Origin of the sequence: Rugamonas apoptosis, from assembly GCF_014042355.1 — a bacterium.
In the GTDB taxonomy this organism is placed as follows: Bacteria; Pseudomonadota; Gammaproteobacteria; order Burkholderiales; family Burkholderiaceae_D; genus Rugamonas; species Rugamonas apoptosis.
In genome coordinates, this window is record NZ_JACEZU010000004.1 from 253,411 (window position 1) to 269,134 (window position 15,724).

Genomic DNA, 15,724 nt, shown 5'->3' on the forward strand with positions numbered 1-15,724 from the left:
CATGGCCGCCCCGTCACGCCATCTGGTGGCCGCCGGCCTGGCTGCGCTCTTGTGCGCCACCAGCGCCAGCGGCGGCGAATACCAGCCGCTACCCGGCGGCCAGCTGCGCAGCGTGCTGCCAGCCGATGGCGTGGCGTCCGACGCCACCGTGGCCCCGTTCCAGATGCGTACCCGCCCTGTCACCAACGGCGAGTTCCGCGCATTTTTGCGCCAGCATCCGGAATGGGAACGCGGCCAGGCGCCGGCTTTATTCACGTCCCCCACCTATTTGCAAGGTTGGGGCAGCGCGGACAATCCGGCGCCGCTGGCGCTGGACGCGCCCGTGACCCGCGTGAGCTGGTACGCGGCCTCCGCTTTTTGCGCCAGCGAGCAGGCCCGCCTGCCGCGCTGGTATGAATGGGAATTCGCGGCGGCCGCCGACGAGCGCCGGCCCGATGCCCGCGACGATCCGGCCTGGCTGGCCCACATCCTCGACTGGTACGCCTCGCCCGGCACCCGGGCACCGCATTCCGTGGCCGCCAACGCGCCCAATTACTATGGCCTGCACGATATGCACGGCCTGATCTGGGAATGGGTGGACGATTACAGCGGCCTGTTCGTGAACGCCGACAGCCGCTCGAACGGCGAACAGAAATCCATCGACTACTGCGGCGGCGCCGCCGTCTCCCTGGCCGACCGCCGCAACTACGCGGTGCTGATGCGCCTGGCCCTGCTGGCGGCCATGGATAGCCAGCAGGATGGCGCCAACCTGGGCTTCCGCTGCGCCCGCGACGCCGCCCCCTGAACTCTAGGAATTCATCATGACAATTCGTGCAAACTTCATTCGCGGCGCGCTCGCCAGCGCGCTGCTGCTGGCGTGCGCCCTGCCCGCCACCGCGCCTTTCGCGGCGCCCGCGCCGGCCGCGCCGGCCGCCCGCGCCGCTTTCTCCGGCGGCTCCCTGTATCAACTCGACACGGCGCTCACCGACAGCCAGGGCCAGCGCAGCAGCCTGCGTGACATGGCCGGACAGGTGGCCATCGTCACCATGTTCTACGGCGACTGCAATACGGCCTGCCCGGTGGTGATCGAAACCCTCAAGCGCACGGTGGCCGCGCTGGGGCCGCAGGGCCGCAAGGTGAAGGTGCTGATGGTGAGCCTGGATCCGTTCCACGATTCGCCCGCCTCGCTGGCGCAACTGGCCGGCGTGCACCACCTCGACACCAGCCAGTTCAAGCTGGCCGTGGCCAAGGACGAGGCCCAGACCCGCATGCTGGCGGCCGCCCTCAACATCAAGTTCCGCGTGATGGGCAGCGGCGAGATCAACCACACCACCCGCATCGTGCTGATCGACGCCGGCGGCAACGTGCTGGGCGCCAGCAGCAAGCTCGATACCACGCCGGAGCCGGAGTTCGTCAAGCAGATCGCGGCGGCGTTGAAGGCCGGGTAAGCGCCGCGTCCTCACCGGACAACCGCGCCTGGCGCCGCACCCGCAGCGCGGCCGCTGTCAAGATCAGGATCGGCACCAGCAGGCTCCAGAATTGCCAGGCCACGCAGGCATAGGCGCCGCTGACCGCGCCCAGGGCAAAGGCCAGCACCGGCCACAGGAATTTGTTGATGCGCCGCCCCACCGCGCCGTCCTCGTCACCGCCGAGGCAATCGAGCAAGTCGATCACCAGCTGGGTGACATTGCCTGTCATGACGGTGGTGGGCGCGATGTCGCTCCAGACCAGGCGGCTGGCCGCGTTTTGCACCCCCATGGCCGCCGCCCCGGCCATGCCGGCACACAGCGCCAGCAAGGTATCGGGCGCCCGTATCGGCTCGGCCTGCCAGCCGAGCAGCATGAAAGCCAGCAGGAAGACGACCTGCATGGCCAGCGCCACGTCCCATGCGGCCCTGTTGCGCGCCCGCAGCCGGTTGACGACCAGGCGCGTCAGTGCGACCGCCGCGATGAAGGCCGGGAACGCCAGGAACTTGATCAGCACCCCATGGCTGGGCCGGGCCAGCTCGCTGCCGATCAGCACGAAGTTGCCCGTCACGTGGGCAGTGAACAGCCCGAACAGCGACATGAAGCCCACGGTATCGACATAACCGGCCACGTAGCCCAGGCCGATCCCCACGTATTTATTCTGCTCCATGTCGCGCTCCGATCCCGCCTCAAGCGCCGCGCCGAGGCAGGGACCCCAGGCGATAGCGCCCCGGCCCGGCCACCGCCACGCTGGCGAAAATGGTCATCAGCAGCCAGCCGAACTGCCCGTCCGCGATGCTCCAGTCCGGATGCACGAACACCATGGACACCAGCAGCAGGAACAGGATGGGCAGGCAGGCCAGGCGCGTGTACACGCCGGCCGCCACCAGCAGCGGACAAAGCACTTCGGCGAAGATCGCCAGCGACAAGGTGATGCCGGCGCCCAGGTGCAAAGGGTCCTCGATATGGTGCAACTCGCTGCCGTAATGGAGCAGCTTGGGCACGCCATGCACATACAGCAGCAGGAAGGCGCCGGCCAGCCTGAGCAGCAGCAAGCCGGCGTCGGGCGCGGCCGGCAAGGCTGGCCAGCCGGTTTCAGTCTTGATCATCATTGACACTCCAGTTTGCCAAATTCATGGCCGGTTCACGAAAACAGGCCGGCCAGCACAAAGCCGGCGCTCATCGCCACCACCAGCAGCGCGCCGACGGGTGTCGGCGGCGCCGGGGACGGTATATCCTGCCAGCGGCAGAAGGCGCCGATCGCCAATCCCAGCAGGGAACCAATTGCCAATTCCATGTTATTTCCTTTCCAGGCCATGGCCGGCGCACAAGCCCTTGTTGCGGGCCGCACGCAGGCTGGCGTAACGGTCCACCAGCCAATAGCCGCAGCTCATCATCAGCACCAGCAAGGCGCCGCTCAGGACCGGCGGCGACGGCACGGGGATGTGGGTCAGGCGGCAGCCGATGCCGACCACGAAGGACAGCAGCAATCCCATCACGATCTTGAAGTAGGACATATTGCTCTCTCCTTTCGATTAAAACGCAAAGCAGCTGCAACCGAGCGCGCCCCAGAATCCGGCAAATTCCGATACCGGCACGGTCGACTTGCGGGCCACGTCGTGCGCATGGGCGTGGACGGAGCAGGCGCCCCGGCACTGGTGGGCCATGGCAGCCGGCTTGGCGGGCTGCTTGGCCACAGGCCGGTAGTGCCCGCCCACCTTGGCCACGGGCGACCATTCCGGCAAGACCGGCAACGGCGGCGGCGCCAGGGGTGTGAACTCGGCCGCGCCGTACACGATCTTGCCGCCCACGATGGTCAGCACGGATTCGATGGCCTTGATGTCGTCCTCGGGCACGGCGAAGAAGTCCGCCGACAGCACGGCCAGGTCAGCCAGCTGGCCCGCCTTGATCTGCCCCTTCTTGCCCTGCTCATTGGAGAACCAGCTGCTGCCCCGGGTCCACAGTTCCAGCGCGGTGTCCCGCGACAGCCGGCCGGCGGCGTCGGCCAGGCGCAGGCCGCCCACGGTGCGGCCCGACACCAGCCAGTACAAGGCGGTCCAGGGGTTGTAGCTGGCCACCCGCGTGGCATCGGTGCCGGCGCCGACAGGGACACCCATCTCCAGCATCTTGGCGACCGGTGGCGTGGCGCGGGCGGCATCGGCGCCGTAGCGTTCGACGAAGTACTCGCCCTGGAACGCCATCCTGTGCTGGATGGCGATACCGCCGCCCAGCTTCCTGACCCGCTCGATATTGCGTTCGGTGATGGTTTCGGCATGGTCGAACATCCAGTGCAGGCCATCGAAGGGAATCTCGTTGTTGACCTTCTCGAACACGTCGAGCATGCGCGAAATCGATTCGTCGTAGGTGGCGTGCAGGCGGAACGGCCAGCGCTGGCTCACCAGGTGGCGCACCACCTTCTCCAGTTCCGCTTCCATGCCGTCGGCCAGCTCGGGCCGGGGTTCCAGGAAATCTTCGAAGTCGGCGGCGGAAAACACCAGCATCTCGCCGGCGCCGTTATGACGATAGAAGTCGCTGCCGTCGCCGGGCTTGACCAATTGGGTCCACTTCTCGAAGTCCTGCAGTTCCTGGCCCTTGTTCTGGGTGAACAGGTTGTAGGCGATGCGTATCGTCAGCTGTTCTTCCCTGGCCAACTGGTCGATGATGGCATAGTCCTCCGGATAGTTCTGGAAGCCGCCGCCGGCGTCGATGGCGCTGGTCAGGCCCAGGCGGTTCAGTTCGCGCATGAACTGGCGGGTCGAATTGACCTGCTGCTCCAGCGGCAGCTTGGGGCCCTTGGCCAGGGTCGCGTACAGGATCATCGCGTTGGGACGGGCGATCAGCATGCCGGTCGGGTTGCCGGCGGCGTCGCGCTGGATCTCGCCGCCGGGCGGGTTCGGGGTGTCCCTGGTGTAGCCGACCGCCCGCAGCGCGGCGCGGTTCAGCAGCGCGCGGTCGTACAGGTGCAGGATAAACACGGGGGTATCGGGTGCGGCCGCGTTGATTTCGTCCAGGGTCGGCATGCGCCGCTCGGCGAACTGGAACTCGGTCCAGCCGCCCACCACGCGCACCCACTGGGGCGACGGGGTGCGGGCCGCCTGCTCCTTCAGCATGCGCAAGGCGTCGGCCAGCGATGGCACGCCTTCCCAGCGCAGCTCCAGGTTGTAGTTCAGGCCACCGCGGATCAGGTGCAGGTGGGAGTCGTTCAGGCCGGGGATGACGGTACGGCGCCGCAGGTCGACCAGCCGGGTGGTGCCGCCCTGGTGGCGCATGATGTCGGCGTCGTCGCCCACGGCCAGCAGCTTGCCATCCTTGATGGCGACGGCGCTGGCCACGGGCTGGGCGCGGTCGACGGTGTGGATACGGCCATTGTGCAGGATCAGGTCGGCGTGCATATTGCTTCCTTTGTGTCGGCGGTGAAGATGACTGAAGCTGGCTTGCCAACCCGTGTTCCGGGCGGGCAAGCCAGCGTGTTCAGCCAGCGGATGGGCTCAGGCGCTTAATGACCTTCGGACGCGTTGAACATGGTCTTGGCGTAGATCAGGCCCAGGCCATAGCCGCCGCCATGCGCGATCGAGGTGGCCACGGTCTGATTGTACGTCTCGCCGCGGGCCCAGTCGCGCTGCAATTCCAGCAGGTACTGCAGCGACGTCATGGGACGGGCGCCGGCCTGGATCATGCGTTCCATGGCGCGCTGGTGGGCTTCATCGGACACGTCGCCGCAGGCGTCGGCGATGACGTACACCTCGAAGCCCTGGTCCAGCGCCGACAGCGCGGGGCCGACGATGCAGACCGAGGTCCACAGCCCGGCCAGCACGATCTTGTCCTTGCCGATGGCGTTGACGCGCTCGGCGATGCGGCCGTCTTCCCAGGTGTTCATGGTGGTGCGGTCGATCACTTGCTCGTCGGGGAAGACCGACTTGATCTCGTCGAAGATGGGGCCGGAGAACGACTTTTCCGCCACCGTGGTGAGGATGGTCGACGCGTTGAATTCCTTGGCTGCCTTGGCGACCAGGGCGGCGTTGTTGCGCAGCAGCGTGGCGTCGATGGACTTGGTGGCGAACGACATCTGCGACTGGTGGTCGATCATGATCAGGGTATGGTTGCCTGGGTTCAGCAGGGTCTTGCCGGGTTGGGCGGTGGCGATGGGCATGATGGGCTCCTTGCAGGTAATAAATGGTGATTGCCGAAATAAAATAGTCGAATAATTCGAACGAACGCCAGGCAGGATTTCCTGAATCTTGGACTGTTTCCCTGCATGCCCGCCCGCCTAGCTATGCGATGGAGACAGTATGATCATCAGGCCAATAAATGAAAAACGGAAAAATTGCACTGTCATATTCGAAAAATTCGAACATGACAGATCGATCATGGCTCATGACGATGGGCGGGCCCAAGACGCCGCCAGCCGCGTCTTTCTTAACCTGAATCAAGAATCGGAAAAGATGTTCCGGGATTGATTGACCACACCATATCTAGTGATTAATCTGTAGTTCCAAACTACAGATAGTATCCGGAGGGATTGTGGGCGAAGCCATGCAACAAACAAACATCATCAAGCGCGACGGTTCGCGGCAACATTTCGACGCCGCCAAGATCGTCGCCGCCCTGCAAAGCGCCGGCCTGGCCACCGGCGAATTCGACGCCGACGGCGCCAGCCGCCTGGCCCAGGTCACCGTGCTGCGCCTGAGCGACATGACGGACCTGGCGCAACTGACCGTGGAACGCGTGCAGGACACGGTGGAATCCGTACTGTACGACGCCGGCCACCGCAAGACGCTGCGCGCCTACGTGGTCTACCGCGAGCAGCACCGCAGCCTGCGCCAGGACCGCAAATCGCTGGTGGACGTGGAATCGTCGATCAACGAATACCTGAACCAGCAGGACTGGCGCGTGAACGCCAACGCCAACCAGGGCTACTCGCTCGGTGGCCTGATTCTGAACGTGTCGGGCAAGGTGATCGCCAACTACTGGCTCAATCACGTGTATCCGCCGGAAGTGGGCCAGGCCCACCGCGACGCCGACATCCATATCCACGATCTGGACATGCTGGCCGGTTACTGCGCCGGCTGGTCGCTGCGCACCCTGCTCAACGAGGGCTTGAACGGCGTGCCAGGCAAGGTGGAATCGAGCCCGCCCAAGCACATGTCGAGCGCCATCGGCCAGATCGTCAATTTCCTGGGCACGCTGCAGAACGAATGGGCCGGCGCGCAGGCGTTCAGTTCCTTCGACACCTACATGGCGCCCTACATCCGCAAGGACAGCCTGTCATACGACGAAGTGAAGCAGTATGTGCAGGAACTGATCTACAACCTCAACGTGCCGTCGCGCTGGGGCACCCAGACCCCGTTCACCAACCTCACCTTCGACTGGGTCTGCCCGGAAGACTTGCGTGAACAGGTGCCCGTGATCGCCGGCCAGGAAATGCCGTTCACCTACGGCGACCTGCAGGACGAGATGGACATGATCAACCGCGCCTACATCGAGATCATGATGACGGGCGACGCCAAGGGCCGCGCGTTCACCTTCCCGATCCCGACCTACAACATCACCGAGGATTTCGCCTGGGACAGCCCGAACGCGGAACTGCTGTTCGAGATGACGGCGCGCTACGGCCTGCCCTACTTCCAGAACTTCATCAATTCGGAACTGAAGCCGAACATGATCCGCTCCATGTGCTGCCGCCTGCAGCTGGACCTGCGCGAGCTGCTCAAGCGCGGCAACGGCCTGTTCGGCTCGGCCGAGCAAACCGGTTCGCTGGGCGTGGTCACCGTCAACTGCGCGCGCCTGGGCCACCTGCACCGTGGCGATGAAGCGGGCCTGCTGGCCGCGCTGGACCGCCTGCTGGTACTGGGCAAGCAAAGCCTGGAGATCAAGCGCAAGGTCATCCAGCGCCATATGGACAACGGCCTGTTCCCGTACACCAAACGCTACCTGGGCACGCTGCGCAACCACTTCTCCACGCTGGGTGTGAACGGCATCAACGAGATGATCCGCAACTTCAGCGACGACGCCGACGACATCACCACCCCGCTGGGCCGCGATTTCGCCCTGCGCCTGCTGGACCACGTACGTGCGCGCATGCTGGAGTTCCAGGACGAGACGGGCCATATGTACAACCTGGAAGCCACCCCGGCTGAAGGCACGACCTACCGCTTCGCCAAGGAAGACCGCAAGCGCTATCCCGAGATCCTGCAGGCCGGCACCAAGGACATGCCTTACTACACCAACTCCTCGCAACTGCCGGTCGGCTTCACGGACGACCCGTTCGAGGCGCTGGAACAGCAGGACGCGCTGCAACGCAAGTACACCGGCGGCACCGTGCTGCACTTGTACATGACGGAAGCGCTGTCCAGTCCCGACGCCTGCCGCACGCTGGTGCGCCGCGCGCTGGGCCGCTTCGGCCTGCCGTACATCACCATCACGCCGACCTTCTCGATCTGCCCGAAACACGGCTATCTGAGCGGCAGCCACAAGTTCTGTCCAAAATGCGATGCCGACCTGATCGCACGCCAGCAACGCGACGTTGCAACCAACTAAACGAAAGGAACACCATGAACGATATGAGCCAGACCACCCTGCACATGATGCCACGTACCGTGGTACTGAACGACGCCGACCGCCAGCCGTGCGAAATCTGGACCCGCGTGATGGGCTACCACCGTCCAGTGTCGTCCTTCAACACGGGCAAGAAGGGCGAATTCTACGAGCGTAAATACTTCCAGGAGCCGCAGAGCACTGCGGCCTGCTAGCATGGACGCCGGCCAGCTCAAGGTGGGCGGCTTCACGCCGTTCACCGCCACCGACTACCCCGGCCACCTGGCGGCGGTAGTGTTCGTGCAGGGATGCGCGTGGCGTTGCGGTTATTGCCACAACCCGCACCTGCAATCGCGTCCCAAGCGCAGCCCGCTGGCCTGGTCCAGCGTGCTGAAGGTGCTGCAAAAGCGGGCCGGCCTGATCGACGGCGTGGTCTTCAGCGGCGGCGAACCGACCACCGACCCGGCCCTGCCTGCGGCGGTGGACGAAGTGCGCGCACTGGGATTCAAGGTGGGCCTGCACACGGCCTGCATCTACCCGGACCGGCTGCGCGAGCTGTTGCCGAAGCTGGACTGGGTGGGTTTCGACGTCAAAGCCCCATTCGAGCATTATGCGGCCGTCACGGGCGCGCCGGGCAGCGGCGTGGACGCCGAAGCGTGCGCACGCGCCATTCTGGAAAGCGGGATTCCGTATGAATGCCGCACCACCGTGCATCCCACCCTGCTCAAGCCCGACGGCATCATCGCGCTGGCGCACACGCTGGCGGACATGGGGGTGAAGAACTATGTGCTGCAGGAGTTTCGTTCGCAAGGCTGCGGTGATGGGGCGCTGAGCGCCGGTGCGGTGGCCGGCTATCCCGGCCCGGCCATCGTCAGCGCCGTGTCGGACATGTTCCCGCACTTTACGATGCGGCGTAGCCATTAAAGAGTGAAAAAGGCGGGGGTCAGTTCCGGCAACGCGCCAAAAAGGCGGGGGTCAGTTCCCAAAAAAGGCGGGGGTCAGTTCCGGCAACGCGCCATGGCGCATTGCCGGAACTGACCCCAGCTACTCGCGCCGCATCATCATGCGCGGCGCGTGAACTTCCCTCTTCTCTTCTTAAGCTGCCGGTGTTGCGCTCTGCAGGCGGCGCACGCCGTCCACAAAACGCGCCAGCGTGGCCGACAAGGCGCCGCGCGGCAGCATCGCTTCGATCAACTGGAACTTGCCGCGCGTGGCCAATGCCTTTTGCAGCGCCTGTTGCAGTTGTTCCCGCGTTTCGGCACGGTAGCCATCGCCGCCCAGGGCTGGCACCGCGTCCGCGAAGTGCCAGTCGCTCAAGTCGTTGTAGCGGGCGGTGGGCTGGAAGGTGCGCAGCATCTCCCAACCGCAGTTGTTGAACACAATGACGATGGGGTCCCAGCCATAGCGCTGGCAGTTGCCCAGTTCCCAGCCCGTCATCTGGAACGCGCCGTCGCCCACCAGGATGATGGGGCGTTCACCGCTCGATGCCTGCAAGCCCAGGCCAGCCGGCACGCCGTAACCCATGGTGGCGTAGTAGCCGGGCGCCAGAAGGGCCGTGTTCTCGATGTCGAGCGCCGTAAAGAAGCAGTCGCCGATATCGGAGACGATGGGCATGCGGCCATGGCTGGCCATCAGATCGTTCACTGCGCGGGCGATATCCATCGGCTCGATGCGTTCGCCGTCCGCCTGCAGCTCGTGGGGATAGCGCGCCATCTTGTGCTCGGGCGCTTGCGGCGCCAGCGATTGCGCGCTCGCCAGCAAGCCGTCCAGCAGCGCTTCCAGCGAAATATCGGGATAGACGTGGTAACCCATCGACACCTGGCCGTCCAGCGCCAGGATACCGCGCCGCATGTCGATCTTGCGTTCGGAGACGCCGAAATTGGTATCCGAGACGAGCACGCCCAGCATCAGCAGCGCGTCCGACTCCTCCACCGCCTGGGTGATGGCCGGATCGCCCGCGACGCCGAGATAGGTGCCCATTAGCGGTGCGTCCGTGTCGGCCAGCAGGCCCCGTCCCATGATGGTGGTGGCCACCGGCACGCGCAGCAGCTTGGCCAGCCGCGCCACCTTCTCCTCGACGCCGAAGCGGCGGATCTCGATCCCCACCAGCAGCACGGGATTGCGGGCCTGTGCCAGCCGCGCCAGCAGTTCCTGCACGCAGGCTTGCAGCGCCTCCACGTCACGCGCGGGCGCGGGCAGGCGCGGCACGGGCTCGCACGGGACGGCCACCATGTCGCGCGGCAGTTCGATGTAGACGGGGCGCGACTGCGTCTGGCAGTTGCGCAGCACGCGGGCGATGTCGGCCGGCGCCGTCTCGGCGTTGTTGAGCACCACCTGGTCGCAAGTGATCTCGCGGAAGATGGCCAGCTGGGAGTCCAGCGTGCGGGTCTGGTGGTGCAGCAGGAAGCCATTGCGGCGCTCGTGCGCGGCGGGCGCGCCGGAGATGATCACCATCGGCACCTTCTCCGCATAGGACGAGGCGACCGCGTTGACCATGTTGAGCGCACCTGCGCCGTAGGTGACCACGGCCACACCGAGGCCGCCGCCCTGGAAGCGGGCCGCCGCGTCGGCAGCGAAGCCCACGCCCGGTTCATGGCTCAGGGTATACAGCGGCAGCACTTGCGATTGTTCGACCTGCTGGAAGAACGGCAGCACGAAGTCGCCGGGCAGGCCAAACAGTTCGCGTGCGCCGTGCGCCTTGAGCGCGTGCAGCAGTGACAGGGATAGGTTCATGGTGTTGTCTCCTCGGGTAGATTTGATAGGGGCGCTGGAGGGGCCGATCGGGCGCCCCCCAGCATGGCCACGACCTCCGCGACGGCCTGGTCGGCCTGCGCGGGATCGAAATCGGTATGGAACCGTTTTTTGATGCCCATGTGCTGCAGCAGCACATGGTGGGTGGGTACGATGGCGTGCCGTTCCAGGCAGTTGCGGGTACACGCCAGCGCGCAGCCGTCAATGGCGACGATGGTGCGGCCGGACCTGGCCAGCTTGACCAGCGACGGCACGTCGCCACCGACGCCGGCGATGCAGGACATCTCGGCCACGCCGCGCCGGTCCAGTTGCAGCGCGACCTGATTGGCCGTCTGCGCGGCGCTGGAACAGCCGGAACACGAATAGACCAGCGGCAGATCCTTGTGTTTTCCAGCCATCGCGAGCACCTCCTGGTGGTGTGACCTTAGCCGCGCCGCGGCGCGCCTGGCCGCAGCCCTTGCAGCCAGCGTTGCAGCGCCTGGCGCGCCAGGTCCAGCATGGGCGCTTCGATCGCGTCCAGCGTGTTCTTGACCAGCAGACCCAGTTCCGTGTCGCCTTCCATGGACAGGCGGCGGCAGAAGAACAGCGTGTCCGGGTCTTCCTCGCGGCGCGCCAGGGCCAGGAAGTCGCGCGCGCTGGCGGCGATTTCCAGGTCCACCTGCGGCGCGCGGCGGCGGGCGGCGAAGCGCTCGCCCTGCCATTCGAAGTCGAACGACACGGCCGCGTCACGCACGCTGATGCGCAGGCTGCGTCCTTGCAGGCTGGCGCGCACGTCGGCCGGCAGGTGCTGGCGCAAGGTCAGGTTCAGGCCCGTGACGAACAGCAGCGAGCCGGGGAACGGCGGCAGCCGGCCGAAGAAGGCGGCCACGGGAGCCGGCAGCGTCTGGCCGGTACGTTTGATCGTAGGATTCGCGGTTTGCATCATGCTGCCCTCCCTGCTTGTTGTTCCAGTCCCGGTTTGCCGTACCAGTAGCCGTTGCACGCTTCGGCCGGCATACAGTCGGCCAGGATCGCGTTGGCGGCCGCGCCGGACATGTCGCCACGACGCACGGCGTCGTAGCACTCGATCACGCGCCGGGTGTGCTGCGACTGCGGGCTGATTCGCACCACGTCCACGCCCAGCTTGGTCATCTGGTCCAGTTCCTCGATCAGGTTGTAGACCAGCGCCGATTGGGTCTGGGTACCGTTCAGCACCAGGAACGCTGCATCCTCGCGGGTCTCCATCACCAGGCCATCCGGATAGTCCAGGCAGCTGAAGCGGCAATCATCCTTGGGCAGATTGCGGTTACGCGCCGTGAAGCAGCGCGCGGAGAACGCCAGCGGCATGCGGCCGTAGGCGAATACTTCCGTCTCCATGCCTTGCGGACGGCCAGCCTGCATCTGCTCCAGGCCTTCGCGGCCCATCTCCAGCGGCATCACCCAGCGGCGTGCGCCCAATTTGCCCATCAACTGCAGCGTGGGCGGGTTGTAGACGTTGACGTGCGGACCGGCCACGAACGGCAGGCCACCGTCCATCAGGTGCACGGCGCCCATGTCGTTCGCTTCCACGGCGAAGCGGCCATTGCCCGTCAGGCGGCGCAAGGTCGTCACGTCCGAGCCCGATTCGAGCAGGGCCAGCGTGGACAGCACCGCTTCCTTGCCGGCCGCCTGCAGTTTTTCCGCGATCTCCAGCCAATCGGCCAGGCGCAGTTCATGGCGGCGCGAGCACACAGCCTCGCCAAGGTAGACGATATCGACCGGCGAATTCGCGACCTCTTCGTAGAATTTCATTACCGTATCGCGGGGCCAGTAGTACAGAATGGGCCCCAGTGCGAGTTTCAACATACTTGCTCCCTAAGAGATTATTTCCACGAACGGTGATAGGCGCCCAGCGTGTGCTGCTGGCCTTCCGCCACCCGGTTCAGTTCCGTCATCCAGTCCGGTTTGACGGAATAGCGCGCCGCGTTGTTCTTGGCTTGATCGATGGCGTCGCGCCACACGCGCGTGACCTGGGCCACGTAGGCGGGGCTGCGCTGGCGGCCTTCGATCTTCACGGCGCGCACGCCCATGTTGATCAGCTGCGGCAGCAGTTCCAGCGTGTTCAGGCTGGTGGGTTCCTCGACCGCGTAATAGGTTTCGCCTTCCACCTTGAAGCGGCCCTTGCACAGCGTGGGGTAGCTGGCGTTTTCCTGTTCGTCGTAGCGGTCGATCAGCACCCCGTTCAGGCGCGATTCCAGACCTTTCGGGCTTTGCTGCCAGCGTACCGCCTTGGCCGGCGAGCATACGCCGTGGGTATTGGGCGATTCGCCGGTGGCGTAGGAGGACAGCGCGCAGCGCCCTTCCACCATCACGCACAGGCTGCCGAAGCCGAACACTTCGATTTCAACCGTGGTGTTGGCGGCCACCGACTCCACCTGCGCCATCGACAGCACGCGCGGCAGCACCGCGCGCGCGACGTTGAAGTGCTTCTGGTAGAAGTTGATGGCTTCGTAGTTGGTGGCCGAGCCCTGCACGGACAAATGCAGACGCAGGTCGGGGAAGTTCTCCGAGGCGTATTGCATCAGGCCCGGATCGGCCAGGATCACGGCATCCACGCCGGCGCCGGCGGCGCGGTCGATGGCGGTGCGCCACAAGCCGCTGGTGGACGGCTGCGGATAGGTGTTCAAGGCCAGCAGCACCTTGCGCCCACGGCTATGGGCATACTCGATGCCCTGGGCGATGGCCACGTCGTCGAAATTGAGGCCCGCGAAATTACGGGCGTTGGTGGCGTCGCGGAAGCCGAGATAGACGCAGTCGGCGCCGTTATCGATGGCGGCCTTGAGCGCCGGCAGGCTGCCGGCGGGGCAGACCAGTTCTATGCCGGCATCGCTTTGGGCCGGACTGGAAGCTACGGATAAATTACTCATGTGTGCGAGATCAAGGCTAGGGTGAACCGGCCGCACCCGCGGCGGCCGGCGGAAAAAGTGGCGGTGCCGGGCGCGTTCACGCGGCCAGCGGCGGTGGCTGCGTGCCGTTCAACATGTAGTCGATCAGCTCACGCACGGGACGCATGGCAGCGCCGAACGGCAAAGCTTCGCTGCCCCGGAAGAACAGGCCGCGCTTGCGGTCGCCCTCCAGCGCGAAAGCCAGTTGGGTGTCGATGCAGAACTGGCCCGCCCTGGCGTCGCCATCGCGCCAGCCGCACTGCTGCAGGCATTCGATACCCACCGTGCAAGGCTTGGGACGGGCTTTCGATTGCAACTTGGTTTCCTTGTCCAGGTAGCGCATCAGCCAGGGCGTGCGCACGGCGCGCGCCGGCAGGCCGGCTGCACTCATGAAAGTGACGGTGTCTTCCTCGCCTGCCTCCAGCAGCACGTCCTTGAACACCTGGTGGGCGTCGCCCTCGGTGCTGACGGCGAACGGCGTGCCCAGTTGGACCGCGCTGGCCCCCATGCCGATCAGCTCCTTGACCTGTTCGTGTGTATGCACGCCGCCGGCCGCGATCAGGGGAATGCGCTCGCGTTCCAGGCCCAGTTCGCGCAGCAGCGCATGGGCGCCTTCCAGCACGGTAGCGAAGCCGAAGCGCGGATCCTTGACGGCTTCCGTCGTGGGCGCGCCCAGGTGGCCGGCCGCGAAGCGGGGATTTTCGATGACGATGGCGTCCGGCAGGCGGTTACGGCGCATCCATTTCTTGATCAGCAGGCCGATGCCGCGCGCGTCCGACAGCACGGGGATCAGGGCCACGTTCGGGTGTTCGGACGTCAGTTCCGGCAGATCGAGCGGCAGGCCGGCGCCGACCACCAACGCGTCGGCGCCGCTGGCGCAGGACTGGCGTATCAGGTCGGCGTATTGGCTCACGGCCCGCATCACGTTCACGGCGATCATGCCCTTGCCGCCGGCGATGGCGCGCGCCAGGCCGATTTCGCGGTCCAGCGCCGTCAGGTTGGCCGCTTCGATCAGGCGTTGGTCCTTGCTGTGGCCCGTCTGGTCCATCAGGTCCGGATGGTGGCGGCGCAGGTCCACGCTGGCGATGGTGCCCATCGCGCCCTCGCGCGCGACGCTGCCGGCCAGCCGGTGCGCGGACACGCCTACCCCCATGCCCCCCTGCACGATGGGGAGCAGCAGCTTGTCCCGGAGTTGGAACCGATTCAGTACAGTCAACAACATAGAAGGCCTTCATGATTGCAAGCCCGAACTGTAACGCTCCTGCATCGTTCGAATCCTTGATGTGTATCAAAGATTTGCGGCTTGCCAGAATGTGACAATACAAACCAATACTTCGCCAAGGAACAGACATGAGCAGCATCGGCACATTTTTAGGACGCGACCACCAGCAATGCGACGACCAGTACGCCCTGGCCGAGGCACGCGTGGTAGGCAAACAATGGGCGCTGGCCAGCGGCGACTTCGGTGCCTTCCGCACCATGCTGGAACACCATCTGGGCATGGAAGAGCAGCTGATGTTCCCCGCGCTGGAGCAGGCCATGGGCCACAGCGGCGGTCCCACTGCCGTCATGCGCGGCGAGCATACCCACATGCGCGACCTGGTGCAGGGCATGGCCGACGCCATCGCCGCCCAGGATGGCGACGAATTCTTCAACCACGCCGACACGCTGCGCATGTTGATGCGACAGCATAATCTCAAAGAGGAAGGCATTCTCTACCCCATGGCCGACCGCTTCCTGGGCGGACAATTGCCCCAATTGCTGGAACAGATGCGCGCCTTCGAAGCGGCGGCCGAACAAGGAGCGACACCATGAGCGACGACAACGTGCAATGGCAATATCAGGATCTGGATGTGGGTGGCCTGGAACCGCCGGAACCGATGGTATTGATTATGGAAGCGCTGGACCTGCTACAACCAGGCCAGCGCCTGCGCGTGCTGATCGACCGCGAACCACACCCGCTGTACCGGGTACTGGAGCGTAACGGCTACGCCCACAGCATCTCGACCCGGCCCGATTACCGCTTCGAACTGCTGATCTGGGACCCGCAACAAGCCGGATTATCCGCCTGACGTCCAGATATTTCGCTCC

At 65.4% G+C, this 15,724-nt stretch carries 19 protein-coding genes; 7 read left to right on the top strand and 12 right to left on the bottom strand.

Annotated features, from left to right (window positions below):
• Window position 1 precedes the first annotated feature (1 nt).
• Together H3H39_RS10350 and H3H39_RS10355 are read left to right on the top strand one after the other, a co-directional pair.
• A complete protein-coding gene (locus H3H39_RS10350) occupies window positions 2-784 on the top strand; it encodes a formylglycine-generating enzyme family protein (RefSeq protein WP_182153287.1) in 783 nt (260 codons plus the stop codon).
• A 16-nt stretch (window positions 785-800) separates the two neighbouring features.
• Complete coding sequence (locus H3H39_RS10355) at window positions 801-1,427, top strand: SCO family protein (RefSeq protein ID WP_182153288.1); 627 nt, start codon at window positions 801-803, stop codon at window positions 1,425-1,427.
• Here the strand turns inward: H3H39_RS10355 and H3H39_RS10360 are convergent.
• The 6 genes from H3H39_RS10360 to H3H39_RS10385 form a co-directional block, all read right to left on the bottom strand.
• Window positions 1,393-2,115, bottom strand: a complete 723-nt coding sequence (locus tag H3H39_RS10360; protein WP_182153289.1) for a YoaK family protein — start codon at window positions 2,113-2,115, stop codon at window positions 1,393-1,395. The two genes, H3H39_RS10355 and H3H39_RS10360, sit on opposite strands and share 35 nt — an antisense overlap.
• A gap of 19 nt (window positions 2,116-2,134) precedes the next feature.
• The gene (locus H3H39_RS10365; RefSeq protein ID WP_375540418.1) at window positions 2,135-2,557 is read right to left on the bottom strand and encodes a DoxX family protein; all 423 of its coding nucleotides are present in this window, start codon (window positions 2,555-2,557) and stop codon (window positions 2,135-2,137) included.
• Window positions 2,558-2,589: 32 nt separating this feature from the next.
• Window positions 2,590-2,742 (bottom strand): DUF1427 family protein, encoded by a 153-nt coding sequence (locus tag H3H39_RS10370; protein WP_182153290.1) that lies wholly within the window; start codon window positions 2,740-2,742, stop codon window positions 2,590-2,592.
• Window position 2,743: 1 nt separating this feature from the next.
• Entirely contained in the window at window positions 2,744-2,962 is a 219-nt protein-coding gene (locus H3H39_RS10375; protein ID WP_182153291.1) for a DUF1427 family protein, read from the bottom strand.
• A gap of 18 nt (window positions 2,963-2,980) precedes the next feature.
• Window positions 2,981-4,837 (bottom strand): amidohydrolase, encoded by a 1,857-nt coding sequence (locus H3H39_RS10380; protein ID WP_182153292.1) that lies wholly within the window; start codon window positions 4,835-4,837, stop codon window positions 2,981-2,983.
• Between the two features lie 104 nt (window positions 4,838-4,941).
• A complete protein-coding gene (locus H3H39_RS10385) occupies window positions 4,942-5,595 on the bottom strand; it encodes a hydrolase (protein ID WP_182153293.1) in 654 nt (217 codons plus the stop codon).
• A 383-nt stretch (window positions 5,596-5,978) separates the two neighbouring features.
• Between H3H39_RS10385 and H3H39_RS10390 the strand changes: the two genes are divergently transcribed.
• Genes H3H39_RS10390 through H3H39_RS10400 form a run of 3 tightly spaced genes read left to right on the top strand, consistent with a single transcriptional unit; the run spans window position 5,979 to window position 8,903 of the window.
• A complete protein-coding gene (locus tag H3H39_RS10390; RefSeq protein ID WP_182153294.1) occupies window positions 5,979-7,982 on the top strand; it encodes a ribonucleoside triphosphate reductase in 2,004 nt (667 codons plus the stop codon).
• A 23-nt stretch (window positions 7,983-8,005) separates the two neighbouring features.
• Complete coding sequence (gene nrdD / locus H3H39_RS28185) at window positions 8,006-8,194, top strand: anaerobic ribonucleoside-triphosphate reductase (protein ID WP_375540420.1); 189 nt, start codon at window positions 8,006-8,008, stop codon at window positions 8,192-8,194.
• A gap of 1 nt (window position 8,195) precedes the next feature.
• The gene (locus tag H3H39_RS10400; protein WP_182153296.1) at window positions 8,196-8,903 is read left to right on the top strand and encodes an anaerobic ribonucleoside-triphosphate reductase activating protein; all 708 of its coding nucleotides are present in this window, start codon (window positions 8,196-8,198) and stop codon (window positions 8,901-8,903) included.
• 171 nt (window positions 8,904-9,074) lie between these two features.
• On the opposite strand, the gene ipdC is transcribed toward H3H39_RS10400, so the two are convergent.
• The 6 genes from ipdC to H3H39_RS10430 form a co-directional block, all read right to left on the bottom strand.
• A complete protein-coding gene (ipdC, locus tag H3H39_RS10405) occupies window positions 9,075-10,712 on the bottom strand; it encodes an indolepyruvate/phenylpyruvate decarboxylase (RefSeq protein WP_182153297.1) in 1,638 nt (545 codons plus the stop codon).
• Window positions 10,709-11,128 carry a putative zinc-binding protein gene (locus H3H39_RS10410; RefSeq protein ID WP_182153298.1) on the bottom strand — a complete coding sequence of 140 codons (420 nt, stop codon included), beginning with the start codon at window positions 11,126-11,128 and terminating at the stop codon, window positions 10,709-10,711. Before H3H39_RS10410 ends, ipdC begins: the two co-directional genes overlap by 4 nt.
• 26 nt (window positions 11,129-11,154) lie before the next feature.
• Window positions 11,155-11,655, bottom strand: coding sequence for a ubiquinone anaerobic biosynthesis accessory factor UbiT (ubiT, locus tag H3H39_RS10415; protein ID WP_229217965.1), 501 nt, complete (start codon window positions 11,653-11,655; stop codon window positions 11,155-11,157).
• Entirely contained in the window at window positions 11,652-12,554 is a 903-nt protein-coding gene (gene ubiV, locus H3H39_RS10420) for a ubiquinone anaerobic biosynthesis protein UbiV (protein WP_182153299.1), read from the bottom strand. Before ubiV ends, ubiT begins: the two co-directional genes overlap by 4 nt.
• A gap of 17 nt (window positions 12,555-12,571) precedes the next feature.
• The gene (gene ubiU, locus H3H39_RS10425) at window positions 12,572-13,615 is read right to left on the bottom strand and encodes a ubiquinone anaerobic biosynthesis protein UbiU (RefSeq protein ID WP_182153300.1); all 1,044 of its coding nucleotides are present in this window, start codon (window positions 13,613-13,615) and stop codon (window positions 12,572-12,574) included.
• Between the two features lie 76 nt (window positions 13,616-13,691).
• Window positions 13,692-14,855, bottom strand: coding sequence for an NAD(P)H-dependent flavin oxidoreductase (locus tag H3H39_RS10430; RefSeq protein ID WP_182153301.1), 1,164 nt, complete (start codon window positions 14,853-14,855; stop codon window positions 13,692-13,694).
• A 128-nt stretch (window positions 14,856-14,983) separates the two neighbouring features.
• Between H3H39_RS10430 and H3H39_RS10435 the strand changes: the two genes are divergently transcribed.
• Complete coding sequence (locus H3H39_RS10435; protein WP_182153302.1) at window positions 14,984-15,448, top strand: hemerythrin domain-containing protein; 465 nt, start codon at window positions 14,984-14,986, stop codon at window positions 15,446-15,448.
• Complete coding sequence (locus H3H39_RS10440; protein WP_182153303.1) at window positions 15,445-15,705, top strand: DUF2249 domain-containing protein; 261 nt, start codon at window positions 15,445-15,447, stop codon at window positions 15,703-15,705. The genes H3H39_RS10435 and H3H39_RS10440 overlap by 4 nt, the downstream gene beginning before the upstream one ends.
• The last annotated feature ends 19 nt before the right edge of the window (window positions 15,706-15,724 follow it).